Source organism: Promicromonospora sp. NPDC057138, assembly GCF_042670845.1.
Taxonomy (GTDB): domain Bacteria; phylum Actinomycetota; class Actinomycetes; order Actinomycetales; family Cellulomonadaceae; genus Promicromonospora.
Genome location: NZ_JBHUUX010000077.1, coordinates 1 through 24403, shown reverse-complemented (window position 1 = coordinate 24403; position 24403 = coordinate 1). Strand labels below are relative to the sequence as shown.

Annotated in this window: 24 protein-coding genes; 12 read left to right on the top strand and 12 right to left on the bottom strand. The window is 71.5% G+C overall.

Annotation, left to right across the window (positions count from 1 at the left end; translation table 11 throughout):
- Positions 1-61 precede the first annotated feature (61 nt).
- From ACFT2C_RS25840 to ACFT2C_RS25825, 4 genes are all read right to left on the bottom strand, one after another.
- Positions 62-2674: an FtsX-like permease family protein gene (locus ACFT2C_RS25840; protein ID WP_377209960.1), complete on the bottom strand. Its 2613-nt coding sequence runs from the start codon at positions 2672-2674 to the stop codon at positions 62-64.
- Positions 2674-3480, bottom strand: a complete 807-nt coding sequence (locus ACFT2C_RS25835) for an ABC transporter ATP-binding protein (RefSeq protein WP_377209959.1) — start codon at positions 3478-3480, stop codon at positions 2674-2676. The genes ACFT2C_RS25840 and ACFT2C_RS25835 overlap by 1 nt, the downstream gene beginning before the upstream one ends.
- Positions 3481-3631: 151 nt before the next feature.
- Positions 3632-4000 carry an SgcJ/EcaC family oxidoreductase gene (locus ACFT2C_RS25830; protein WP_377209958.1) on the bottom strand — a complete coding sequence of 123 codons (369 nt, stop codon included), beginning with the start codon at positions 3998-4000 and terminating at the stop codon, positions 3632-3634.
- 84 nt (positions 4001-4084) lie between these two features.
- Entirely contained in the window at positions 4085-4792 is a 708-nt protein-coding gene (locus tag ACFT2C_RS25825; RefSeq protein WP_377209957.1) for an SDR family NAD(P)-dependent oxidoreductase, read from the bottom strand.
- 87 nt (positions 4793-4879) lie between these two features.
- On the opposite strand from ACFT2C_RS25825, the gene ACFT2C_RS25820 reads away from it, so the two are divergent.
- Both ACFT2C_RS25820 and ACFT2C_RS25815 read left to right on the top strand, forming a co-directional pair.
- Positions 4880-5494, top strand: a complete 615-nt coding sequence (locus tag ACFT2C_RS25820; RefSeq protein ID WP_377209956.1) for a TetR/AcrR family transcriptional regulator — start codon at positions 4880-4882, stop codon at positions 5492-5494.
- A 183-nt stretch (positions 5495-5677) separates the two neighbouring features.
- Entirely contained in the window at positions 5678-8443 is a 2766-nt protein-coding gene (locus ACFT2C_RS25815) for an ATP-binding protein (protein ID WP_377209955.1), read from the top strand.
- A gap of 28 nt (positions 8444-8471) precedes the next feature.
- On the opposite strand, the gene ACFT2C_RS25810 is transcribed toward ACFT2C_RS25815, so the two are convergent.
- Together ACFT2C_RS25810 and ACFT2C_RS25805 are read right to left on the bottom strand one after the other, a co-directional pair.
- On the bottom strand, positions 8472-9980 hold the full coding sequence (locus tag ACFT2C_RS25810; protein ID WP_377209954.1) for an MFS transporter: 1509 nt from the start codon (positions 9978-9980) through the stop codon (positions 8472-8474).
- The gene (locus ACFT2C_RS25805) at positions 9977-10639 is read right to left on the bottom strand and encodes a muconolactone Delta-isomerase family protein (RefSeq protein ID WP_377209953.1); all 663 of its coding nucleotides are present in this window, start codon (positions 10637-10639) and stop codon (positions 9977-9979) included. The genes ACFT2C_RS25810 and ACFT2C_RS25805 overlap by 4 nt, the downstream gene beginning before the upstream one ends.
- Before the next feature lie 170 nt (positions 10640-10809).
- On the opposite strand from ACFT2C_RS25805, the gene ACFT2C_RS25800 reads away from it, so the two are divergent.
- The 5 genes from ACFT2C_RS25800 to ACFT2C_RS25780 all read left to right on the top strand — a co-directional run bounded on the left by ACFT2C_RS25800 (position 10810) and on the right by ACFT2C_RS25780 (position 15138).
- Positions 10810-11427 carry a VOC family protein gene (locus ACFT2C_RS25800; protein WP_377209952.1) on the top strand — a complete coding sequence of 206 codons (618 nt, stop codon included), beginning with the start codon at positions 10810-10812 and terminating at the stop codon, positions 11425-11427.
- Positions 11428-11457: 30 nt separating this feature from the next.
- On the top strand, positions 11458-12192 hold the full coding sequence (locus ACFT2C_RS25795; protein WP_377209951.1) for an SDR family oxidoreductase: 735 nt from the start codon (positions 11458-11460) through the stop codon (positions 12190-12192).
- A 77-nt stretch (positions 12193-12269) separates the two neighbouring features.
- Positions 12270-13634, top strand: coding sequence for a dihydrolipoyl dehydrogenase family protein (locus ACFT2C_RS25790; protein ID WP_377209950.1), 1365 nt, complete (start codon positions 12270-12272; stop codon positions 13632-13634).
- Positions 13631-14431, top strand: coding sequence for an SDR family oxidoreductase (locus ACFT2C_RS25785; protein ID WP_377209949.1), 801 nt, complete (start codon positions 13631-13633; stop codon positions 14429-14431). The genes ACFT2C_RS25790 and ACFT2C_RS25785 overlap by 4 nt, the downstream gene beginning before the upstream one ends.
- A gap of 128 nt (positions 14432-14559) precedes the next feature.
- Positions 14560-15138 carry a dihydrofolate reductase family protein gene (locus ACFT2C_RS25780; protein WP_377209948.1) on the top strand — a complete coding sequence of 193 codons (579 nt, stop codon included), beginning with the start codon at positions 14560-14562 and terminating at the stop codon, positions 15136-15138.
- Positions 15139-15171: 33 nt separating this feature from the next.
- On the opposite strand, the gene ACFT2C_RS25775 is transcribed toward ACFT2C_RS25780, so the two are convergent.
- Genes ACFT2C_RS25775 through ACFT2C_RS25755 form a run of 5 tightly spaced genes read right to left on the bottom strand, consistent with a single transcriptional unit; the run spans position 15172 to position 18615 of the window.
- The gene (locus tag ACFT2C_RS25775; RefSeq protein ID WP_377209947.1) at positions 15172-16227 is read right to left on the bottom strand and encodes a hypothetical protein; all 1056 of its coding nucleotides are present in this window, start codon (positions 16225-16227) and stop codon (positions 15172-15174) included.
- Positions 16228-16277: 50 nt separating this feature from the next.
- The gene (locus ACFT2C_RS25770; RefSeq protein WP_377209946.1) at positions 16278-16631 is read right to left on the bottom strand and encodes a DUF202 domain-containing protein; all 354 of its coding nucleotides are present in this window, start codon (positions 16629-16631) and stop codon (positions 16278-16280) included.
- Complete coding sequence (locus tag ACFT2C_RS25765; RefSeq protein WP_377209945.1) at positions 16628-16987, bottom strand: YidH family protein; 360 nt, start codon at positions 16985-16987, stop codon at positions 16628-16630. The genes ACFT2C_RS25770 and ACFT2C_RS25765 overlap by 4 nt, the downstream gene beginning before the upstream one ends.
- Complete coding sequence (locus ACFT2C_RS25760; RefSeq protein ID WP_377209944.1) at positions 16984-18003, bottom strand: formylglycine-generating enzyme family protein; 1020 nt, start codon at positions 18001-18003, stop codon at positions 16984-16986. The genes ACFT2C_RS25765 and ACFT2C_RS25760 overlap by 4 nt, the downstream gene beginning before the upstream one ends.
- A gap of 42 nt (positions 18004-18045) precedes the next feature.
- Positions 18046-18615, bottom strand: a complete 570-nt coding sequence (locus ACFT2C_RS25755) for a CGNR zinc finger domain-containing protein (protein ID WP_377209943.1) — start codon at positions 18613-18615, stop codon at positions 18046-18048.
- 146 nt (positions 18616-18761) lie between these two features.
- Between ACFT2C_RS25755 and ACFT2C_RS25750 the strand changes: the two genes are divergently transcribed.
- Positions 18762-19688 carry an alpha/beta fold hydrolase gene (locus tag ACFT2C_RS25750; protein WP_377209942.1) on the top strand — a complete coding sequence of 309 codons (927 nt, stop codon included), beginning with the start codon at positions 18762-18764 and terminating at the stop codon, positions 19686-19688.
- On the opposite strand, the gene ACFT2C_RS25745 is transcribed toward ACFT2C_RS25750, so the two are convergent.
- Positions 19625-19954 carry a hypothetical protein gene (locus ACFT2C_RS25745; protein WP_377209941.1) on the bottom strand — a complete coding sequence of 110 codons (330 nt, stop codon included), beginning with the start codon at positions 19952-19954 and terminating at the stop codon, positions 19625-19627. The genes ACFT2C_RS25750 and ACFT2C_RS25745 overlap by 64 nt on opposite strands.
- A gap of 26 nt (positions 19955-19980) precedes the next feature.
- Here ACFT2C_RS25745 and ACFT2C_RS25740 point away from each other — a divergent pair, with 26 nt between their 5' ends.
- The 4 genes from ACFT2C_RS25740 to ACFT2C_RS25725 all read left to right on the top strand — a co-directional run bounded on the left by ACFT2C_RS25740 (position 19981) and on the right by ACFT2C_RS25725 (position 24348).
- Entirely contained in the window at positions 19981-20502 is a 522-nt protein-coding gene (locus tag ACFT2C_RS25740; protein ID WP_377209940.1) for a CGNR zinc finger domain-containing protein, read from the top strand.
- Between the two features lie 202 nt (positions 20503-20704).
- Entirely contained in the window at positions 20705-21679 is a 975-nt protein-coding gene (locus ACFT2C_RS25735) for an ABC transporter permease (RefSeq protein WP_377209939.1), read from the top strand.
- A 39-nt stretch (positions 21680-21718) separates the two neighbouring features.
- Entirely contained in the window at positions 21719-22660 is a 942-nt protein-coding gene (locus tag ACFT2C_RS25730) for a carbohydrate ABC transporter permease (protein WP_377209938.1), read from the top strand.
- A 137-nt stretch (positions 22661-22797) separates the two neighbouring features.
- A complete protein-coding gene (locus ACFT2C_RS25725; RefSeq protein WP_377209937.1) occupies positions 22798-24348 on the top strand; it encodes a DUF3502 domain-containing protein in 1551 nt (516 codons plus the stop codon).
- The last annotated feature ends 55 nt before the right edge of the window (positions 24349-24403 follow it).

Sequence of the window (24403 nt, the reverse complement as noted above, 5' to 3'; positions counted from 1 at the left end):
GTCCGAGTCTGCCTGGGCCAACCCAGGCAGACTCGGACAGGCGCTCTACTTCGCGGATGCGTCATTCCACGCCGAGCGCCGCGACCGGTGAGGTGCGGGCGGCGGCCCGGGCCGGCAGGACCGACGCGAGGAGGCCGGCGACGAGGGCGACGGCCAGCACCACCCCGAGGTCCGTCCACGGCACGGCGTACCGCACGTCGCCCATGATGGACAGGGCGGTGGCCGCCCCGGCCCAGCCGAAAACGAGCCCGAGCACGATGCCCAGGATCGCGCCGACGCCGGCGATGAGCACCCCCTCGACGGCGAGCATGCCGCGGAGCTGCTCCTTGCTCAGGCCGATGGCCCGCAGGGTCGCGGACTCCCGGGTCCGCTCGATGACCGAGAGGGACAGCGTGTTGGTGACGCCGATCAGGGCGATCACGACGGCGACCGCGAGCAGGCCCACCACGATGCCGAGGATGACGTCCACGACCTGCCGGAACTGCGCGGCCTGGGCGGCGGGGCCCATGACGAACGCGTCGCCGTCGACCTGGGCGGCGGCGTCCTGCACGTCCGCGAGCACGTCGGTGGCCTCGGCCCCCGAGATGTGTGCCCAGATGTCCGTGCTCGTGTCGTCGTCGGTGATGCGCGCGAGGTCCGCCGTCGTGATGATGTCGTTGAGCGGTTCGGCGGTCGTGATGACGACGGTCAGGTCGACTGAGCCGTCGGTGCCCGAGACGGTGGTCCGGTCGCCGGCGCCGAGGGACAGCTCGTCGGCCCCGTCCTGGGTCAGCAGGATCGTGCCCTCGGTCAGTCGCTTCGCCTCCTCGGACACGTTCACCACGGCGGGGAGCTCGCGGGGGTCGGCGGCCCCGATACCCGAGTCCTCCGTGCCGCCGAGCGTGACCGTCGCCTGGGTCACGAGCGCCGTGGCGGCCACGCCCGGGGTGTCGGCCACGGCGTCGCGCAGGTCCGCGAGATACTCGGGAGAGGACGGCGAGACGCTCACGTCGTAGGGGAACCGCTCGTCGAGCAGGTTGTCCGCGGACATCCGCGCGCTGGCCGCGCCCGTCGACATCATGGTGACGAGGGTGACGCCGATGAGCAGCGCCACCGACGTCGCGGACGTCCGCCGCGGGTTGCGCAGCGTGTTGGCGACCGCGAGGCGGGCCGCCGGGCCGGTGCGGGCCACGAGCCCACCCAGGAACGCCGCGACGCGCGGGAGCCAGAGCACCGCGCTCAGCACGACGCCGAAGAACGCGAGGGCGCCGCCGCCGACCGCGGCGACCAGGCCGAGCTGCGGGGCGCCGCCGACCCCGAGCACGACGCCGCCGCCGAGCACCGCGAAGCCGCCCACGAGGCACAGGAGCGAGATCACGAGGCGGGACCGGCCCGACCGGGCGTGCAGGGTCGGGGCGTCCGACGGCCGCAGCGCGGCCAGCGGGGCGACCCGGGTCGCCGAGCGGGCCGGGGCCAGCGCGGCCAGGACCGTCACGCCCGCACCGACGGCCAGCGGCAGCACCACCGCCTGCCACGTGAGCGCGATGGTCGTCGGGAGCGGGACGCCGAGGTCGAACGCGGGCGCCACCACGAGCGCGACCTGGGCGAGCGCCGCACCCGCCACGATGCCCACCGCCGAGGCGACCACGCCAAGGATCGCCGCCTCGAGCAGCACGCTGCGGTAGAGCTGGCCGGTGCCCGCGCCGATGCAGCGCAGCAGGGCGAGCGTCCGGGTCCGCTGGGCGACGAGCACCTGGAAGGTGTTCGTGATGACCATGGCCGCGATGAGCAGCGCGATGGCGGCGAACGTCATGACGAACACGAGGAAGACGAGGTCCTGGCCGCCGGTCTGTGCGGCGGCCCTCTCGGTCGCGACGTCCTCGGTGGTGTCGACGGACACGCCGCCGTCGACCCCGTCGGCGGCGGCGGTGACCGCCTCGTCGAGGGAGGCGGGCACGCTGTCGCCGTCGAGCGGGGTGTCGAGCGCGACGAGCAGCTCGGTGACCGGGTTCGGGTAGGGCTCGGCGGCGTTCCAGGAGTCGAGCGTGGCGGCCGGGACGGCGGCGGCCCCGCCGAAGGCGGCGTAGGCGCCGTACGGGTCGTCGGCGAGGCCGGTCACGGTCAGCTTCTCGATGATGTCCTTGGGCTCGCCGAGCTCGACCGCCGGGTCGTCCGCCTGGCTCTCGGCCCAGCCGTCGGGGTACAGGGTGCGCTTGAGCGTCACTGTGTCGCCCAGACCGGCGGCGAGCCGCTCGGCGACGTCGGTCGTCAGCGCGACCTCGCCCGCGGAGGCGGGCCAGGCGCCGTCGGTCAGCTCGAGCGGCGAGAGCCGCGGGTCCGCGGGGACCGGCGCGAACGTCTGGTAGCCGCCCTTGCCGCCGTTGCGCAGGTCGCCCGACCAGCTCGTCAGCGGCTGGACGGTCTTGATGCCGTCGACCGAGCCGACGGCGGCGACGTCGTCGGCGGTGAACGTGCTCACGTCGTCGGCCGCCGAGACGATGACGTCGGCCCGCGCGTACTGGGCCGCGACCATGTCGTGGGTGGTGCCCGAGATGACGCCGCCCGCGAGCAGCGTCACGGTGACGAACGCCGTGCTGATCACGATGGCCATGCCCGCGGCGGTGAGCCGCCCGACGCTGCGCCGCATCTGCCCCAGGGTGAGGCGGGCGGTGGGGAAGGAATGAGAGGTCGCCATCACGCACCGGTTCCGAGCGCGGGGGCCCCGGGCGTGGTCGCCACAGACGGCTCCAGCGTGCGGAGTGCGTCGAGGCCGGCCATGGCGGACTCCGGCGTCGGGTCGCTGATGTCGCCCGCGATACGACCGTCCGCGATCAGCACCACCCGGTCCGCGTACGCCGCCGCGGAGGGGTCGTGGGTGACCATGATGATCGTCCGGCCCAGCTCCCGCACCGACCGGCGCAGGAACGACAGCACCTCCGCGCCCGAACGCGAGTCCAGGTTCCCCGTCGGCTCGTCGGCGAACACGACGTCGGGCTGCGCGATCAACGCCCGCGCGATCGCGACCCGCTGCTGCTGCCCACCCGACAGCTCACCCGGCCGGTGCGTCAACCTGCCCGCCAGCCCCAGCGTGGTCACCAGGGTCTCGAACCACGCCCGGTCCACCGACCCACCGGCCAGCTCGACCGGCAGCGTGATGTTCTGCTCGGCCGTGAACATCGGCAACAGGTTGAACTGCTGAAACACGAACCCGACCCGGTCCCGACGCAACCGCGTCAGCGCCTTGTCGTTCAGGCCCGTGATCTCCGTGGCGCCCAGGAACGCCTGCCCACCGGTCGCGGAGTCCAGCCCCGCCAGCAGGTGCATCAGGGTCGACTTCCCCGAACCGGACGGGCCCATGATCGCCGTGAACCGCCCCTCCTCGAAGTCGACGTCCACACCATCCAGGGCACGCACTATCGCCTCGCCCTTGCCATAGGTCTTGCTCAACGAGCGGGCGCGCACGACGGGCGACGCGCCGGGCTCATACACAGTGAAGTCCATGTGGCAGACGCTACGGACCGGCGCAGCCCGGCCGCGTCCGGCCCCGGTCTGGTCTCCGGCCGCGGGCGGTCATACCCAGGTCGTACGCCCCGTACGGCACCGTGAACTCGGGGACGGGCGGCAGGTGCCGCACGGTGCGGCACCTCGCCGGCTACTGCACGCGGGAGACGTGGTAGTGGTTGAGCAGCCAGTGGCCGTCCACCTCCGCCGCGACGACGGTGAGGTGGACGCGCACCGGCTGGTCGGGGCGGTGGAAGGTGACCGCTGCGTAGCCGAGGGCGGCGCCGGGAGCCAGCTCGCGGGTGTGCAGCAGGGTGTAGTCGGCGGTCAGCCCGGGCGGCTGCTTGCCGTAGTACGCGGTGACGGCGGCATGCCCGAAGGTCGGCTCGGGGTCGAAACCCTGGAACAGGGCGTCGTCCGTGAACTGGGCGGCGATCTGGTCGAGGTCACGACGGCGGATGCCGTCGGCCCAGCGGTCGAGCAGCGTCGAGATCGTGGCGGCAGTATCGGAGCGGGTCATGGTGGGATCTCCTTGTCCGGTCGTTCTGTGATGCAGTGGTTCGGACCTACGGGGGGCGGCCCGGCCGGGCCGCCCCGGTGCGGTTCAGTGCCCGGCGATCTGCCCGCCGTCGATGTGCAGGAACTCGCCCGTCACGAAGGGCGACTGCTCCAGGTAGATGACGCCGCGGGCGACGTCGTCGATCTCGCCGAGGCGCCCCATGGGGTGCAGGCCGGCGAGCGCCTCGTGGGTCTCCTCGGGGTGCATCGGCGTCTTGATTACCCCGGGGGAGACGGCGTTGAAGCGGATGCCCTGCGCTGCGTACTCGATGGCCAGGGCCCGGGTCGCGGAGGCGATCCCGCCCTTGGTCACCGAAGCGAGGGCCGAGGGGAACACCGAGAGCGCGCTCTCGACGAGGGTCGTGGTGATGCTTACGACGTGCCCGCCGCCGGCGGCCTGCATCTGCGGGATGGCGCGCTGGGTGACGTGGAAGAAGCCGCCGACATTGATAGCGACCATGGTGTTGAGGTCCTCGGCGGTGTACTCCGTGAACGGCTTGGCGATGAAGACGCCCGCGTTGTTCACGAGGGTGTCGACGCGGCCGAAGCGCTCCACCGCGGTCTTGACGATCAGGTCCGCGGTGGCGGGGTCGGAGATGTCTCCGGCGACGACCGCGAGGTCGTCGGCCTCCGCCTGGTCGATGGTGCGCGAGTTGGCCACGACGGCGTACCCGAGCTCCCGGTACGCGGCCACCAGGCCCGCGCCGATGCCCTGGGAGGCCCCCGTGACGATAGCTACCTTGCGAGTGCTCATGTCTGAACTCCTTGTCCTGCCTGGCTAGTAGACGGTCGGTCAACTATTGGACTCTCAGTTATAGTTGACCAGTCGTATACTGTCAACATGCCGAGAAGCTCAGATGGTCGAGAGCGCCTGATCGAAGCGGGCGTGGAACTGTTCTCCCAGCGCCCCTACGGTTCGATCGGCGTCGCGGAGCTCTGTGCGCGCGCCGGTGTGAACAAGGGGTCCTTCTACTACTTCTTCCCGTCCAAGGAAGCCCTGGCGCTGGCCGTCATCGACCGCCACTGGTCGTGGCAGCAGGGTGTGTGGACCGAGATCCTCGACGGGCCAGGGACGATCCTCGAACGGCTTCGCGGGCTTTTCGCGGCCACCGCCCAGATGCAGATCGACGCCCGTACGGGCACGGGCTGGGTCGCCGGCTGCCTCTTCGGCAACCTGGCGCTCGAGGTCAGCTCCCAGAACGAGCCGGTCCGGGTGCGCCTCCAGGAGATCTTCGACGAGCAGATCGACATGATCCGCACCCGCCTCGCGGCAGCCGTCGAGTCGGGCGACCTCGAACGGCCGGTCGAGGACGTGGAGGGCGCGGCGAAGGCGATCGTCGCGCAGCTCGAGGGGCTCGTGCTCTTCGCCAAGGTGTTCAACGACCCGTCGCACCTGGACGCGCTCTGGCAGAACAGCCTGCTGCTGCTCGGACTCACGCCCGCGAACGCCGCCTGACGCCCGAGCGGAACATCACCCGCTCCTGGGCGCGCGTGCCGGTGAGAGGTGTCGCTAGTCTCGGAGACATCCGGCGATGCCTGGACCGGGCATCGGAGATCACCGCCGGCGGCCCGCGTGCGGACGGCCCCGGCTGAGCCCGAGCCCGTATCGGATCGACGACCGCGACGAAGGCGGACAACGGTGGACGGACACGGTTCGGGGCCGGGTGGGAGCGTCGGGCTGCTAGGGCGAGACGCCGAGTGCGCTCGCCTCGACGAGGTGATCGCCGCGCTCCGAGCGGGCGAGAGCCGTGTGCTCGTGGTGCGGGGCGCGCCCGGGATTGGCAAGTCCGCGCTCCTGCACCACGTGGAGAGCACTGCGACCGGTGTGCGCGTGCTGCGCGCCACGGGGGTCGAGTCCGAGATGGAGCTGGCGTTCGCGGCACTGCACCAGCTCTGCTCCCCGCTCCTTGACCGGCTGGAGGGCCTGCCCGCGCCGCAGCGCGAGGCACTGGAGGCGGTGTTCGGCCTGCGCGGGGGGACGTCCCCGGACCAGTTCCTGGTCGGGCTGGCGGTACTGAGCCTGCTGTCGAGCGCCTCGGAGGAGGAGCCGCTGCTCTGCGTGCTCGACGACGCGCACTGGCTGGACCGCGCCTCGGCGCAGATCCTCGGCTTCGTGGCCCGGCGGCTCTTGGCGGAGTCGATAGGCCTGGTCTTCGCCGTCCGCCGCACGGAACCGGAGCTGCGGGGGCTCCCCGAGCTGGAGATCACCGGGCTCTCCGACGTCGATGCGCGCGTCCTGCTCGGCTCCGTCACGAACGCCCGGCTCGATCAGCACATCCGCGACCGGATCGTCGCGGAGACCAGGGGCAACCCGCTGGCCCTGCTCGAGCTGCCCCGGGGCCTGACGGCGACCCAGATGGCCGGCGGACTCGGCCTGCTGAACGCCGACACCCTCTTCGGCCAGATCGAGGAGAGCTTCCTGAACCGGATCCGGGCGCTGCCCGAGCAGACCCGGCTGGTGCTGCTGGTCGCCGCGGCCGAGCCGGTCGGGGACCCGGTCCTGGTGCGCCGCGCGGCCGAACGGCTCGATATCACGCTGAGCACGGCTCTCGCCGGGGGAACGGACGGGCTGCTGACGCTCGACGAGCGCGTAACGTTCCGCCATCCGCTCGTGCGGTCGGCCGTGTACTGGGCGGCGGACCCGGAGGACCGCCGGGCGGTACACCTCGCGCTGGCGGACGCCACCGACCTGCGGACCGCACCGGACCGCCGTGCCTGGCACCTCGCGTCGGCCACCGTGGACCCGGACGAGAGCGTCGCGCTGGAGCTCGAGCGGTCGGCGGTCCATGTGCGGACGCGCGGCGGGATGGCCGCGGCGGCCGCGTTTCTCCAGCGGTCCGCCACCCTGACCGCCGAACCGTCGCCGCGGGCGGACCGCATGCTGGCCGCCGCGGAGGCCAGCCTCCGGGCCGGGGAGCTCGGCGACGTCGGCAGGCTGCTGAGCGCCGTCGGCGCCGGCCCCCTCGACAGCCTCCAGAGCGGGCGTGCCGGTGTGCTCGGTGGTCAGGTCGCCTTCGCCTCCGGGGACGGCGCCGGTGCCATCACGATGCTGCGCGACGCCGCTCGTCGCCTCGCTCCTTCGGATCAGCGGATGGCGCGGGAGACCTATCTGACCGCGTGGGGGATGGCCGTCAGCGTCGCCGACCAGGACATCCTCCTGGCGGTCTCGCGCGACGTCCGTCAGCTTTCGCCGGTGGACGACCCCGGCCCGCTCGACCTGCTGCTCGACGGCTGCGCCCTGCTCGTCACGGACGGCCGGGCGGCGGCGGCCACGACCCTGCGCCGAGCGGCGGAGGTGCTCACCGAGATCACGGTCGACGAGGTGCTGCGCTGGGGCTGGGTCGCCACCGGCGCGAGTTCCGCCGTCTGGGACGACGCGGGGATGCGCGCGCTCTTCACGCGGCAGGTCCAGGTGGTCCGGGACGCCGGGGCGCTGGGGGAGCTGCCGTACCACGTGGCCACGCTCGGCTACGCACTGGCCTGGTCGGGCGACTTCGAGGGTAGCGCGGCCACCATCGCGGAGGGTGAGGCCGCCGCGGCGGCTACGGGACGGCCGATGCCGCCCTACACCGCTCTGCGGCTGCTGTCCCTGCAGGGCCGGGAGCTGGAGACGACGGAACTGATCGGCGCCACGGTCCAGGGATCGGCCGCCGCCGGGCTGGGCATGGGGATCACGGCGGCGGCCTGGGCCGGCGCCGTGCTCTACAACGGGCTGGCCCGCTATCCCGAGGCGCTGCGCGCGAGCCAGGGGGCCACGCACCTCTCGGAGCCCTGGCTCTCCACCTGGCTGCTGCCCGAGCTGGTCGAGGCGGCGACCCGGATGGGCGAGCCCGATATCGCGGGCGACGCCCTCGACCGGCTCGTCGAGGCGACCGGGCCGTTCAGCACCGACTTCGCCGCAGGCGTCGAGGCGCGCAGCAGGGCGCTGCTCGCCGACGGGCCGGAAGCGGAGCACCTCTACCGGGTGGCGGTCGGGCGGCTGGGCCGGACGACGCTGCGTCCCGAGCTGGCGCGTGCGCACCTGCTCTACGGCGAGTGGCTGCGGAGGGAGCGCCGGCGCGTCGACGCGCGGGCCCAGCTGCGGACCGCGTACGACATGTTCGTGTCGATCGGGATGGCGGCGTTCGCGGAGCGCGCCCGTCGGGAGCTTCTCGCGACGGGTGAGACGGTCCGCCGGCGGACGGTGGCGGTCTCGCCGGGCGAGGAGCTGACGGCGCAGGAGCGGCAGATCGCGTTGCTGGTGCGCGACGGCCTGTCCAATCCCGAGATCGGCACCCGGCTCTTCCTGAGTCCGCGGACCATCGAATGGCACCTGCGCAAGATCTTCTCGAAGCTGGGGGTCAGCTCCCGTCGCGAGCTGCGGGACGCCCGGCATCAGGGCGCGTACGAGTCCGCACCTGACTGACACGCGGGCCGGTGAGCCGCCGCCGCTGTCATCGGCCGCCCCCGGTCGGCGCGGGCTCGGGCACCGCACACGCGTGCAGGCGAGGAGCGGGCGCGTTGTGCCGCCCGGCGACGCGGCGGCTCGGGACGAAGACGGCGGTGATGACGGCTGCGACCACGCTCAGGCCGGCCATGACGAGCATGGCGGACTGGTAGTGCGTCGCCAGCGGTTCGGCCAGGCTCGGTCTGCCGCCCGCGCCGAGGAGCGCGGGGACGAGCGCGACCAGGACGACGCCGCCGACGCGGGACGCTGCGTCGTTGATGGCGGATGCCTCGCCCAGGTCGCTGTCGTCGACGGCGGCGAGGACGCCGGCCGTGAGCGGTGCCACGGCCAGCCCGATCCCGAGACCCCACAGGAGCGCGCCGGGCAGGATCGCCTGGACGTACGACTGGCCCGGTTCCGCAGCGGACAGCCAGGCGAACCCGCCGGCCACCACGAGGATGCCGGCCGCCATCGGCCACCGGGTGCCCACCCGGTCGACCAGGCCTCCGACTAGGGGAGAGACGATCAGGAACACCACCGACTCCGGGATGAGCGCGGCCCCGGCGGCGGTGGCGCTGTAGCCCAGCCGTAACTGGCACTGCAGGACCACCAGGTATCCAACGGCGGCCAGCGCGCCGTAGAACAACAGGGTCGCCGCGTTGATCGCGTTGAACGGCCGCGACCGGAACAGGGCGGTGCGCAGCATCGGCGCGCGCTGGCGCCGCTCGACGGGGACCAGTGCGACGAGGCAGGCCAGCCCGAGGGCTCCCGAGGCGACGACGGGCCCGGCGGTCCATCCGACGTCCGGCCCGGCGGTCAGGGCGTAGATGACGCCGCCCAGGCCGGTCACGGCGAGCAGGGCGCCGGCGACGTCCAGCGAGAGCGGCCGCCGGACGCCGACGCGCGCCGGGACGCCCCGGAGCGCCCACAGCGCGGCGCCGATCAGCGGCAGGTTGAGCAGGAAGACCCAACGCCACGAGGCATGGTCGACCAGCCACCCGCCGCCGTACGGGCCGAGCGTGGTGCCGAGCGTGGCGATGCCGGCCCAGATCCCGATGCCGCGAGCGCGGTCCGGCCCGCGCAGCGTCCCGTTGAGCACCGCGAGGCTGCTGGAGACGACCAGGGCACCGCCCATGCCCTGCACCAGCCGGGCACCGATCAGCGTCAGCGCCGTCGGGGCGGCCGCGCAGCACACGGAGGCGACGAGCATCACCAGGAGGCCGACGACCAGGACCCGCCGTCGGCCGAAGTGGTCGGCGAGCGCACCGGCGAGCAGCAGGAGCGCGGCGACGGTGACCAGGTAGCCGGTCAGGACCCACTGCAGCTCGCTGACGCTCGCGCGCAGGTCAGTGCCGATGGCGGGCACCGCCACGTTGATCATGTACGCGTCCAGGAACCCGACGGTGGAGGCGAGCACCGTCGCGGTGATGAGCGCCGCGCCGGCCCTGGAACGTAGCGCGACCAGGCCCGGGTCGGCGGCCGGCTCGGCCGTGCCCGCCGCGGCCCCGGCGGTCATGGCCGGCTCCCGGGGTCGCTCGGGTGCGGCGACAGCGCCACGGTCTCGACGGTGAGCCAGTCCGCCAGGGGGAGCGCACGCAGGATCTCCTGGAGCCGGCCGGGCTCCGGAGCCTCCCAGAGGCCGAGGAAGGTCCCCGGGGCCGGCGTCGTCCAGAGGCGGATCAGGTGGCCCGCCTCTGCCAGCTCGCGTGCGCGGTCGGCCTCGCGGGCATTCATCTCGGCGACTTCCTCGGGGCTCGTCCCGTCCGGCACCCGCAGCAGGAACGTGACCAGATATTCAGTGCTGCCGTCCGCGCGCGGCACCCTGCCGCGCCCGGGATCGTTGGGGTGCGTGCCGAGCGGGGTGACCTCGTCCGACCGCCAGACGCGCAAGGGCATCGAGGCGAGCGTCCGTTCGAGGTCGTCGGAGTCGTCGTCGGCGAACAGCCCGATCGTGCGCCACTCGCCCGGCTCCAGCGGCGGCCGCCACAGGCGCAGCACCTTGCCCTGGCCGGCGAGGTCGCGGGTGTGCGCGGCCTCGCGGGTCCGGATCTTCTCCACGTCCCGCCCCGGTGTCCCGTCCGGCACGCGGGTGGTCATCGTGACCAGGTATTCGACGTCCGGGCGATCTGGGTCCGGGTGTTCGACGTCGGGGTGTTCCACGGCTAGGCGTTCCATGTCCGGCCTCCTCGTTCGTTTCGGCCGGTCCAGCATCTGGCCGCCGGGCGGCCGCTCGCGCCCGTGCCTCTCCCTGGCCCCGGGAAACCAGGGTGTTCCCCTGGTGCGACCCGGGGTCCGGGCGCGCGAGTCTCGTCGGGCCGGTATTCGTACGAGTGGAGGGGAAAGTCATGGACATGAAGCTCGAGGTGGTCGTGGTTCCGGTCTCGGACGTCGACCGCGCCAAGGACTTCTATACGGCGCTGGGCTGGCGGCTCGACGCCGACGTCGCCACCGACGAGGACTTCCGGGTGGTGCAGGTGACGCCACCCGGCTCGCCGGCGTCGGTCATCTTCGGCTCGTCGGTCACGTCCCAGGCACCGGGCTCGGCCCAGGGCCTGCACCTGATCGTCGACGACATCGCGGCCGCGCACGACGAGCTCAAGCGGCTCGGCGCCGATCCCAGCGAGGTGTTCCACGACGCGGGCGGCGTCTTCCACCACGCCGGGACGGACGCCCGGGTGCCCGGGCCGGACCCGCAGCGCGGCAGCTACGGCTCGTTCCTGTCGTTCGGCGACCCGGACGGCAACGGCTGGATCCTGCAGGAGGTCACCACCCGGCTCCCGGGGCGGCTCGACCCCTCGGTCACCGTGTTCTCCTCGACGGCGGACCTCGCGAGCGCGCTGCGCCGCGCCGCCGCCGCGCACGGCGAGCACGAGGCGCGCACCGGGGCCGAGGACCCGAACTGGCCGGACTGGTACGCCGACTACATGGTGCGCGAACAGGCTGGGACCGAGCTGCCGTCCTGAGCGCTCCACCGACGGAGGGATGAGGTAGCCATGCCCGGCCAGCCGTCGCCCGGCCAGCCCCAGCACGGCGGGCCGCAGTACGACCGGACGCTGGACAGCGCCGTCGCGCTCATCACCGGCGCAGGCGGCGGTGTCGGCGCCGCGACCGCCCGGAGGCTGGCCCGTGCGGGTGCGGCGGTGGCCCTGATCACCCGTAGCCGCGACCGCATGGACGAGGTGGTGGGCGACATCGCGGCACTCGGCGGGAAGGCGGTCGCGCTGGCTGCCGACATCACCGATCCCGACGGCGCGCGCGATGCCGTCCAGGACGCGGTGGACTGGTTCGGGCGCCTCGACGTCCTGGTCAACAACGCCGGGGTCATGCTGGTCAACTCGGCGCTGCATGCCACCGTCGAGGAGTGGGACCGGATGGTCTCGCTGAACGTCGGGGCGCTGCTGCACGTCACCCACGCCGCCGTCCCGTACCTGATCGACGCTGCGGCGACCTCACCGCGGCAGGTGGCCGACCTGGTGAACGTGGGCTCGACCGCCGGCCGGGCGGCCCGGCCGGGGAGCAGCGTCTACGACCTGACCAGGTTCGGCCTGAACGGGTTCAGCGAGTCCCTGCGCCAGGAGCTGCTCGGCGAGGGCGTCCGGGTCAGCGTCATCGAGCCGGGCCGCGCGGAGGTCGCAGCAGAGGACGTCGCGGACGCGATCGGGTACGTCGTCACGCGCGAACGACGGGTGGCCGTCAACGAGATCGTGCTGCGGGCCGGCGACCGCTGAGGCACACGACACGAAGCACACGAACACGCAGCACACGACACAGAGAACGCCGCACGGAGCACGAGGAGGCCGGAACCATGGGCAGCAGCTACGACGTCATAGTGATCGGTGGAGGGTCGCCGGGGGAGCACTGCGCCGGCGCGCTCGCGGAGGGCGGCCTGCGCGTCGCGCTCGTGGAGCGGGAGCTGGTCGGCGGTGAGTGCTCCTACTGGGCGTGCATCCCGTCGAAGACGCTGCTGCGCCCGGGCGAGGCGGTGCAGGGCGCCCGGGAGGCGGAGGCGACCGCCGAGGTCGACGTCGAGCGAGCGCTGGCGTGGCGGGACTTCATGGTGTCCGACTACTCCGACGCCGGACAGGAACGCTGGCTCGCGGCCAACGGCATCGATCTCCTGCGCGGGACCGGCCGGCTCGCCGCGCCGGGAGTCGTGGAGGTGGCCGGTGCCCGCTACACCGCGGACCACGTGGTCATCGCCACCGGCGCGGCGCCGAACATCCCGCCGGTGCCGGGCCTGCGTGACCTGCCGGGCCTCTGGACCAACCGCGAGGCGACCGGCATGAAGGAGGTCCCGCGGCGGCTGATCGTCCTCGGCGGTGGGCCCGTCGGGGTGGAGATGGCCCAGGCGGTACGGCGGCTGGGCGGCGAGGTGGTCCTGACCGCGCAGAGCCGGGACGTCCTACCGCGGGAGCCCGCGCCGCTGGGCGCGGCGCTCGGCGAGGTGCTGCGCCGCGACGGGATCGAGCTGGTGCTCGGCAGCCGGGCGATCGGCGCACGGCTCGACGGCGGGGACTACGTCCTCGGGCTCGACGACGGCAGCGAGCTGCGGGGCGACAAGCTGCTGGTGGCCACCGGGCGGCGCCCGCGCGTGCACGACCTCGGCCTGGACGCGGTCGGCGTGCGCGCCGACGGCCACGGTATCCCGGTCGACGCGCGCCTGCGCGCCGCGGAGAACCTCTGGGTGGTCGGCGACGCCACCGGCCTGTGGATGCTGACCCACGTCGGCAAGTACCAGGGCGACGTCGTCGCGGACAACATCCTCGGCACGCCCCGCGACGCCGACTACACGGCGGTGCCGCGCGTCGTCTTCACCGATCCGCAGGCCGCCGCGGTCGGCGCGACCGAGGCGGCGTACAGCGCCACGGCCCCGATCTCCGAGGTGGCCAAGACCGCCACGTACACCCGCGCCTACGCGGACGCGAACGGCTTTCTCACGCTGCTCAGCGACGGCGACGCCCTCACCGGCGCCTACGCGCTGGGGCCCGAGGCGGGGGAGTGGCTGCAGCAGGCGACCGTGGCGATCCGGGCGCGGGTACCGCTGGACGTGCTGCGCGACACGATCCAGCCGTTCCCCACGTTCTCGGAGATCTACGTCGCTGCCCTCAAGAGCCTGCACGACAAGGTCACGGCAAACCGGCAGCCCGCCGAGCGTTCGGAGGAATCATGAGCACCACCGCTTCACCCGCTGTGTCACCCAGCACGTCACCAAACACCTCACCAAACACCTCACCCAAGACGCGGCACGCACCGGAGCTGGCCGGCCAGACCGTCGTCGTGATCGGCGGCAGCGCGGGCATCGGCCTCGCGACGGCGCGACGGGCCCGGGCCGAGGGCGCCGACGTCGTCCTCACCGGGCGCGACCCCGGCCGGCTGGAGCACGCGGCGGCCGACGTCGGCGCGCGCTCGAGCGCCGCGTTCGACGCCACCGACACGGAGGCCCTCGCGGAGTTCTTCCGGGACCTGCCGACGCCGATCGACCACGTGCTCATCACCGCCGGCGGCCCGCACTACGGAACGCTGCTGGAGACGGACGCCGCCGACGTCCGCGAGGCACTCAGCAGCCCCATGGTGGTGGCACTCGAGGTGGCCCGCCTCGTCGTCGGGAGGGTGCGGCCGGGTGGTGCGCTCCTGCTGATGAGCGGCACTGGCGCGCGCCGCGTCGGGCACGGCCTCGGGATCGCGTCGGCCACCACCGCCGCGATGCCCTCGTTCACGGCGGCCCTCGCGCTCGAGCTGGCACCCGTGCGGGTCAACCTCATCGCCGCAGGCTTCGTCGACACCCCGCTGTCGGCGTCACTGCTAGGCGACCGGCTCGACGAACGCCGCGACGAGCTGCGCACGACCCTCCCGATCGGCCGTGTCGTGGGGCCCGACGACGTCGCGGCGCTCGCGGTGCACCTCATGACCAACACCGCGCTCACCGGCGCGACGTACGACATCGACGGGGGACAACAGTTCGTCTGACACGTCGTGCCGGTCGCGACCCGTCGCCCGCACGTGGCGATGAGTGCGTCGATGAGTTCCCCTGGGGGAGGCGGTCTGTATCCACACGTCGTCTATACGGCAGACCAACCGCACCCGAGGAGAGCATCATGACCGCGACCTACACGTTCGACGTCTTCAGCAGCCTGGACGGCTTCGGCGGCGCGAGCGGCAACTGGACCGGGTACTGGGGCAAGCAGGGCCCCGAGCTCCTCGACCATCGCCTGGCCCTGTACGAGCAGCCGCAGCGGATGGTCATCGGGGCGACCACGTACCGGATGTTCGCGCAGATGCTCGCCGAGAGCACCGAGGACTCCGACGTGCGCGACCCCTGGGTCACCCGCATGCGGAACCTGCCGGCCACGGTGGTCTCCAGCACGCTGCAGGAGCCGCTCGACTGGCCGGACGCGACGGTCGCGCGCGGCGACGCGCTCGACGTCGTCGCCCGGCTCAAGGAGGAGTCCGACGTGCCGCTGCGCTCGCACGGCAGCCTCGCGATGAACCGGGCGCTGATGGGGGCCGGCCTGGTCGACTTCGTCCAGGTGACGCTCTTCCCGGTGATCACTGGCGAGACCGGCGAGGACCCGATCTTCCAGGGCGCCGCCGACTTCGACCTCGAGCTGATCGACCACCGGACGCTCGACGGCCGCACCCAGGAGCTGATCTACCGGCCCACCCTCCACACCTGAGCGACGGAACACCTGAGTCAGGACGTTCGGGCCTCAGGCGCCGCGCGCCTTCACCATCCGCTCCTCGCGGAGCGCCACCTCCAGCCCCACGAAGGCGATCGCGTCCAGGAGCAGGCCGAACGCCGCCGTCCACTGCACCGCCCGGAACACCAGAAGCTGGGTGAACAGCAGGCTGACCAGCACGGCGCGGCGCACCCAGACGGCGCCGGCCAGGTGGTCCCGCCGTCCGACGACGATGCCGACGGACATCAGCACGACCGACGCCGCGACGGCCGCGAGGATGGCGACGCCGGTCCACTGGGGCAGGCCGGGCACCAGCCCGAGCGCGACGCGGACGCCCACCAGCGCCTCGGCGGCGCCCACGACCAGCAGCACGGAGATCACGAGCCAGGCCGCCCAGGTCCGGTCCACGAGGCCGTCCAGCCAGCGGACGACGCGGTGGACGGCGCCGCGGACGGGGTCGGGCACGTCGGTGTCGTCGGCGGGCACGGCGTCGATCAGGCGGGCGACCAGGTCGGCGCCGGGCTCGCCGGCGCCCTTGGCGGCCAGCGTCCGCGCCTCCTCGCGGGCGGCGGGCGTGAACCCGCCGGCCAGGCCGGCGGCGAGCCGGTCGGCCGCGACGGCGAGGTACTCCGCCGGGTGGTGCGCCCGGCGGCCGTGCAGGCCCTCGACGACGAGGACCAGCAGCACCGTGACGAAGTAGATGATCGCGGCGGTGGGGGCGTAGAAGTAGTCGTTGTCGGAGGTGACGAACTTGCCCACCTCGTCGATGAACAGCCCGAAGCCGACGCCGCCGACCACCGCGCCCAGCGACCGCGGCGTCGGCCCCACGTACGACAGCAGGAGCATCATCGCCAGCGCCATGAGGAGCCCGCCCCATAGGACGTGGGCGAGGTGCAGCCCGCCTCCGCCGATCTGCGGGTAGCCCGTGGCGGCCAGGTAGGCCCGGGTGACGAGCACCGTCACGACGCTCGTCACCAGGAACGTCACGAGGTGCCGCACCGCCGACGTGTCGCGCGGCGCTCCGAGCCGCAGCAGGTGGCCGCGGGCGGCGAGGACGCCTGGTCCGGTCTTCGGCTCGTTCGTCACGCCGTCTCCCTTCCGGTCAGTCGTTCAGGGCGCTGAGTCGTTCAGCGCGGTCAGCCGTTCAGCGCGCCCAGTATGAGATATCCCGCGCAGGCGACGCCGAGGACGAGCGCCGCGGCGGTCGCGAGGGCGATGGGCGCGGCCCCGTGGTTGAGCTCGCCGGTGGTGTGCAGGGCGGTGTTGGCCCGGCGGTAGCCGATCGCGGCGGCGACGTAGGCGGCGACCGCGAGCCCGGCCCCGACGACGCCCGCGAAGACGGCGACGACGCCGGCGGCCTCGACGGTGAACCGCATGACGACCAGGCTCGCCACGCCGAAGGCCAGGCAGGTGCGGCGCCAGGCGAGCAGCGTGCGCTCGGTCTGCAGCCCGGGGTCGTAGACGCCGTCCTCGTCGGCCGCCCGGGTCACACGAAGATCCCGATGGTGACCAGTGCGACGGCGACGATGATGCCCACCACGATCAGCCCGCCGACGGCGAGGCCGGGCAGCGGCTGGCCCAGACGCAGCGCCGACTCCGTGGCGGACCAGCCCAGCCACGCCTGGACGGCGGCGAGCGTGCCCAGCACGAGGAAGACGCCGGCCGCGGCCAGGCGCCAGCCGGTCGCGGCGGGCAGGGACAGCGCCTCGAGCGCGAACGCGCCCGCGTACATGCCGAGCGCCGTGCGCAGCCAGGCCAGGAACGTGCGTTCGTTGGCGAGACTGAACCGGGGGTCGGGCTCGGCGCCGTCGCGGTAGACGCGCTGGGGGAATCGCTTGGTGGTCATGCTCCTGTTTCCGTGGCTGCGTCGTGCGTGGGAGTGAGGGCGACCGTGCGGAACCCCGCGTTGCCCATGGAGGAGTCCGGGGTGTTCGAGGAGCGTGCGGAGTTGCGGTAGCGGTTGCAGTAGGAGATGTGGCACAGGTAGCTGCCGCCGCGCAGGATGCGCCCGCCGCCCTGGCCGGGGCCCGTCGGGCTCGCCGCGGGGGACTGCCGGTAGTAGTTCGGGTCGAACCAGTCCTGGCACCACTCCCAGACGTTGCCGACGGGCTGCCAGAGCCCGTACCCGTTGGGCTCGAAGGTGCGCACCGGCGCGGTCGTGAGCCAGCCGTCGTCCAGCGTGTTCTCCCGCGGGAAGGTGCCCTGCCAGATGTTGGCGCGCCAGCCGCCGTCGTCGACCTCGGCGTCGCCCCAGGGGTACTTCGCGCCGTCGAGGCCGCCGCGGGCGGCGTACTCCCACTCGGCTTCGGTGGGCAGGCGCCGGCCGGCCCACGCGCAGTAGGCGACGGCGTCGTTCCAGCTCACGTGGGTGGCGGGGTGGTCGTCGCGGCCCTCGATGCTCGAGCGCGGTCCGCCGGGGTGCGCCCAGTCCGCGCCGCGGACGCCGAACCACCACGGGGTCCCGTCGGCCTGCCCCATGATGTCGGCGGGATCGGCCTCGACGGCGAGGTGGAACACGGCGGAGAAGCCGAAGGTATCGGCCTCGGTGCGGTAGCCGGTGTCGTCGACGAACCGCGCGAAGTCGGCGGTGGTGACGGTCGTGGCGTCGATCTCGAAGGCGTCGAGCGTCACCTCGTGCAGCGGGACCTCGCCGTCGCCGGCGTTCCGGTCGCCGGAGGAGTCGCCCATCGTGAACGTGCCGGCGGGGATGCGCAGCTGCTCGACGCCGTGCCGCCCGCCGGCGGGGGTTGCGGCGGCGTCGGCCGGGCGGGAGCCGAGCTGGACGAAGGCTCCCCGTCCCGGGGTGCCGCACCCGCACCCGCAGCCCTCGTGCCCTGTACCGGTCTGCTCGCTCGTCGTCACCCTCCCACGGTAACGGCGCCGGGAGCGTGCCGCGCTCATCGCTCAGGACGTCCGGCGCGCCCGCATCGCCGATCGCTTGGCGCGGTTGCCGCACGTGCCCATGGAGCACCAGCGCCGGCTGCGCCCACGGCTCGTGTCGACGAACGCGGCGGCGCAGCGTTCGCCGGAGCAGACCTTGACCGTGCCGTCCCTGGCTCCGCCCAGTACCTCCACGGCGTCGATGGCCACCAGCGACAGCGCCGTCCGCGCCGGGGAGCCGGGCGGGATCTGCCACCGCGCGCCGGCGTCGTCCAGGAGCCGTACGGCGTCGTTGCGCGCCGCCCACTCGTTGATGGTGCGGCGGTCCTCCGCGGACGGCGTCGACCCCTCGGCCACGCGCGCGGCGGTCCGGTAGACGGCCTCGCGCAGGTCGCGCGCCAGCCGCAGGAGCGTCCCGTCGACCGCCAGGTCGCCGGGCGGCAGGTCGGGGACTGCCGCCCGGATCCAGTCGGCGAGGTCCTGCGGACCCTGTAGCCACTCCCGGGCTTCAGGCTCCCGCCGCTGGGTCGCGGTGGCGGTGAGGGCGAAGCAGAGCGGACGGCCGTCCGTGCTCTGCGGGGATGTTGGCGGCACAGCGGCTCCTCGTGGGCTCCTCTTGACAGCGAACCACCTTAGCCGGTTCGATCGGGCTCGGCCAAGCGCGAGCCACCTCAGCCGGTTCGCACGACGATTCGCACGGCGATTCGCGCGAACTATTCGCGCGAGCGAGAGGAACCTCCGTGACCATCCAGAGCACCCCCATCAGCGGGTTCGGCACCGTGAGCGAGAGCACTGACGTGCCCGAGGGGTTCGCCGACCTGTTCGAGAGCCGGCGGTACGACCTCGGCCGGATCGCCCTGCACGCCGTCACGGGCGGATCCGGTCCGGCGGTGCTGCTGGTCGGCGGGTGGCCGCAGTTCTGGTGGCAGTGGCGGAAGGTCATGCCGCGGCTGGCCGAGGAGTACAGCGTCGTCGCCGTCGACCCCCGGGGCGTCGGGCGCTCGGACCTGCCCGAGACCGGGTACGACTCCGCGTCGGCCGCGTTCGACCTGGCCGAGCTGATGACCGCTCTGGGGCACGAGCGGTTCCACGTCGTCGGGCACGACATCGGTATGGTCATCGCCTACGCGCTCGCCGCCGACCATCGGGCCAGGGTCGAGCGGCTGGTCCTGGCCGAGGCCCTGCTCCCCGGCGTCTCGGACGAGCCGAGCGCCGTGCCCGAGAGCGGGCAGCGTGTCCCCGCGCTCTGGCACTTCATGTTCAACCGGCTGGCCGCGCTCAACGAGCGGCTGGTGGCGGGGCGCGAGGACGTCTACCTGGGCGACCAGTTCGCGACCAAGGGCTACACGCCCACCACGATGTCGGCTCATGTGGTGGACGTGTACGTCGAGGCGCTGCGCCGCCCCGGCGCGCTGCACGCGAGCTTCCAGTACTACCGGGCCTTCGACGAGACGGTCCCGCAGAACCGGGAACGGGCGAAGACCCCGCTGCGCATCCCGGTGCTGGCCGTGGGCGGGGCGACCTCGCGCAACGCGGTGGTCGCGGCCGACGTCCGCCGGGTGGCCGACGACGTCACCGAGCTCGTCGTCCCGGGCTGCGGCCACTACGTGCCCGAGGAGCAGCCGGAGCTGTTCGGGGACGCCGTGCTGGACTTCTTCGCCAAGTAGCCCCTCGCCAGGTAGGGCTCTCCGGGCAGGGCCCGGCTCAGCGGTGCGGGCGGCGTGTCCCCGTGGGCCTGGAGATCCACGCGACGGATGCCGCACGCCGTGCACCGCACGTAGAGCACGTGTCCCGCAGAGGTCGGGTGGCGCGACTCGGTCGCCCAGGAGTGCTCGTGCGGGACGGCGTGCTGGACGGAGTGCTGGACGGCGTGCTCGTGCTGGGCCTGGCGTGCGCCCGTGCGCGGAGCCGGCCAGCTGTCGATGGTGGTCATGAGTCCCACCCTGATGTAATGGTCTTGTGCATCTCAACCCTTACGGCGAGTACGCAGTCCTGCTCGCCGCGTCCCTGGCGAACGAGTGGCCGGACGACCGCGCCGGGATCGAGGCGCGGACGCGTGAGTTCGGCATGACCATGGAGTTCCGGGAGGAGCCGGAGGACCACGCGCGCACGCGCCTCGTCATCGACGACTGGCTGCGCGTCGTGGACACGCCCGAACCCGACGGGCGCGCCGCGCTGCTCAACGCCCACATGGCCGCCACCGGGGCCTACCCGCGCCTCACCGATCACGACGGCGAGGGGTGGCACCTGCACTACCGCGACGAGAACCAGGTGCTGTCCTCGGTCCTGCGGGCCGTGATCAGCGTGGGGACCTCGCTGCACCTGGTCACCCGCGGGATGCACCGGCTGGCGCGCTGCGCGTCCGAGCCCTGCACCGCCGTCGTGGTCGACGTCACCCGCAACGGGCGGCAGCGGTACTGCTCGGTGCGGTGCGCCAACCGGGCGGCGGTCCGGCGGCACCGTGAGCGAGCCGGTCCGTAGCGAGCAGCGGGGCAGCGGCATACCACCGCAACGTTACTGAACCGTGATTTATGGCCCTTGACCGGGCGTACGCGTCGCTCTACTCTCATGTTCACGTTAACTTGTTATCGTTAACATAGGGCAACGATGCTCGCTGGGCCTTCGACGGAGAGTGGCGCATGAACGAATACCCGGTCGCCGAGCCGGCTGAACGACAGTCGCCATGGCTGCCGCGCTGACGCAGGCGCGGCTCGAACCGCGCGTGTCAACGAGAACACCGGAGCGCAAGTCGCTGCTGACGAGGATCGTCCGCAACAGGGTGCTGCTCCTGATGTGCCTTCCGGCCGTCGTGTTCTTCATCGTGTTCAACTACATCCCGCTCCCCGGGGCGTGGATCGCGTTCACGAACTTCAACTATCGGGACGGGATCTTCGGGAGTCCCTTCGTGGGGTTCCGGAACTTCGAGTTCCTCATCAAGTCCGGGCAGCTGTGGCTGCTCACGAAGAACACGCTCCTGTACAACCTGGCCTTCATCGTCCTGGGAAACATCCTCCAGGTCGCGCTGGCCATCATGCTGAACGAGATCAGGTCGAAGTACTTCAAGAAGATCAGCCAGGCTGTCATGTTCTTGCCGTACTTCATCTCGGTCGTCCTCGTCGGCGTCATCGCCTTCAACCTGCTGAACTACGACACGGGTGCCCTCAACGCGCTCATCGAGCAGACCGGCGGGGACCCGATCAAGATCTACAGCATCGCCGGTGCGTGGCCGATCATCATCATCGCCTTCCACCTCTGGCAGAGCACCGGCTACGGATCCATCGTCTACTTCGCGGCGATCATGGGCATCGACAACTCCCTGTTCGAGGCGGCCGCGATCGACGGCGCCTCGGCCTGGCAGCGCGTCCGGTACATCATCCTGCCGAGCCTCAAGCCCACGTTCATCATCCTTCTCCTGTTCTCGCTCGGCGGGATCATGAAGGGGAACTTCGGGCTCTTCTGGAACCTGGTCGGAAACAATGCGGCTCTCTTTCAGACGACGGACATCATCGAGACCTCCGTGTACCGGATGATCATTTCTCAGAACAATTTCACGTCATCCGCAGCGGTCGGCCTGTACCAGTCCCTGTTCGGGTTCGCGATCGTCATGCTGGCCAACTGGATAGTGCGAAGGATCAACGAAGACTATGCATTGTTCTGACATGGGTTCTGACATGAGTTCTGACATGGAGTGTGCGATATGAGTCGCGTCGCCACAGCGGAACGGCCACGCACGATGGCGGAGCCGGTGCGCAAGGTCCGGCTCGACAGGAGCGACTACGTGCTACGGGGTATCTCGTACGTCACGATCACACTGTTCGCGGCCTTCTGCGCGCTGCCCTTCATCCTCATCGTCTCGGCGTCCTTGTCCAGCGAGTCCGCGATCATGCGGGACGGCTTCGGCCTGCTGCCCAAGGAGTTCACGTTCACCGCCTACGAGTACATCTTCCGGGCCCCGAGGCAGATCATCGGCTCGTACGTCGTCACCATCGTGATGACGGTCGCGGGGACGGCGATCGGGCTGTTCGTCATCTCCATGACGGGATACGCCCTGCAGCGGAAGGATTTCCCTTTCCGGAACAGCATCTCGTTCTTCATCTACTTCACCACGCTCTTCTCGGCGGGGCTCGCGCCCACCTACATCTGGGTCACGCGCTACCTCGAGCTGAAGGGCAGCTACCTGGCGGTGTTCCTCCAGCTGCTGCTGACCCCGTGGCTCATCATCCTGATGAAGAACTTCGTGCGGTCCGTCCCCTACGAGATCGTTGAGTCCGGAAAGGTCGACGGGGCGGGCGACTTCCGGATCTTTCTCCAGCTCGTGCTGCCCATGATGAAGCCCGCGCTGGCCACCTGCGGTCTGTTCCTGGCCCTGGGGTACTGGAACGAGTGGTATCTGTCCTCGCTCTACCTCGGCAGCACGGTGGAGTTCAAACCGCTCCAGTACGAGCTCTACAACATCATCAACACGGCGAATGCGCTGCGGAATTCTGTGGCCGGCTCGAATGTCAGCATCACAGACCTTCCGAGCAACACGCTGAAGATGGCGAGCGCCGTGGTGGCGACAGGACCGATCGTGCTGCTCTACCCCTTCGTCCAGAAGTATTTCGTCAGCGGCATCACGGTCGGTGCGGTCAAGGGCTGACCGCCCGCGACGGCAACGACCTGCAGCACCGAACCGACCACCAAGCTGTTCACCGAACGCATCACCGAGCTATTCACCGAGCTTTTCACCGAACGAATCACCACACGCATCATCGAACGAATCAAGGAGTCTCAACGATGAGAAAGCCTCTCGCCAGGGCCGGCGCCGCCGCCCTCGCCCTGGCCCTGAGCATGACGACCCTCGCTGCCTGTAGCCCGGGTGGCGCCGAGGAGTCCGCGGAACCGACCACCATCACGATGCTCGTGCTGGGCGACAAGCCCACCAACGGTCGCCTGGAGGCGATGCTGAAGAAGCTGAACGTGCGGCTGGAGAAGGAGGCGAACGCCGACCTCAAGCTGTTCTACGTGGAGTGGGCCGACTGGCAGACCCAGTACAACACCCAGCTCCTCGCGGGCGACGACAGCATCGATCTGATCACCACCGCAACGGACTGGCTCTTTGCCTGGGAGAACGCCGACAAGGGCGCCTTCCTCCCGCTGACCGAGGAGATGCTGAAGGAGAACGCGCCGAAGACGTGGGCGCAGGTCGACGCGAAGGGGGACTGGGACCTGACCAAGCTCGACGGTGAGATCCAGTTCATCCCCGAGGACAACTTCACCCAGTGGACCAACCACGGGTTCTTCTACCGCGGCGACTGGGCCAAGAAGGCAGGCTTCAAGGACGGCACGATCACGAAGTTCGAGGACTTCACCAAGTACTTCGAGTGGGTCAAGGAGAACGAGAAGGACGCCTACCCCTGGGACGTCGCGGGCACCAACGACGCCGCGCTGACCGGATATCTCCAGGGGCACACCGACGGCCAGACGATCCAGCAGGTCGCCGCGGGCAACTACTTCCCGTTCCAGACCACGGAGTCGGACCCCAACACCGTGGGGTCCTGGTACATGGAGGGTGACGAGCTCCTCCAGGCCGCCGAGCTGGCGAAGAAGTGGAACGACATCGGCGTCTGGCGCGAGGACGCGCTGAACTACGACGGCGACACGCGCGAAGAGTTCTACGCGGGCCTCTCCGGCACGGACCAGCACCACGCGCAGACCTTCATCGGCACGATCGTCGACAACATGACCAAGAAGCAGCCCGGGTCGGACCCGAAGTTCTTCTACTGGGGTGAGGAGAACGGGAACTACTTCCGGGACATCCTCACGCACGGAGCCATGGCCGTGAACGCCACCTCGCAGAACCCCGAGAAGGCGCTCCAGGTCTACGACCTCCTGCGGAACGACGAGGAGGACTACAAGCTGCTCAACTTCGGCATCGAGGGCACCGACTACGTCATGACCGACGACGGCAAGCTCGGCTACCCCAAGGGCTATGACTCGTCCACCGACGCCCTGGGGGCGAACTTCTGGGCCGGCCGCATGGACGAGTTCGAGCCGGACCGGGTCACGGACGCGCCGAACAAGCAGGAGATCTACGACCAGCTCGACGCCGGGGCGAAGGACTACCCGTACTCGACCCTCATCGTGAACAAGGACATGATCGATCCCACGCTGGCGGCCATGGGTGCGGTGCTCTCCGAGTACATCCCGCAGCTCCAGTACGGCAAGTTCGACGACCCGGCCGCCGCCATCGACGAGATGCGGCAGAAGCTGGAAGAGGCGGGCTACGAGGACGCACGGAAGTCCATCCAGACCGACCTGGACACCTGGGCGGCGTCGCAGGGCTAGCCGCTGCGCTGTCGGTGGTCGGGCTTGTCGAGACCCAGGTCCTGTCTCTTATACA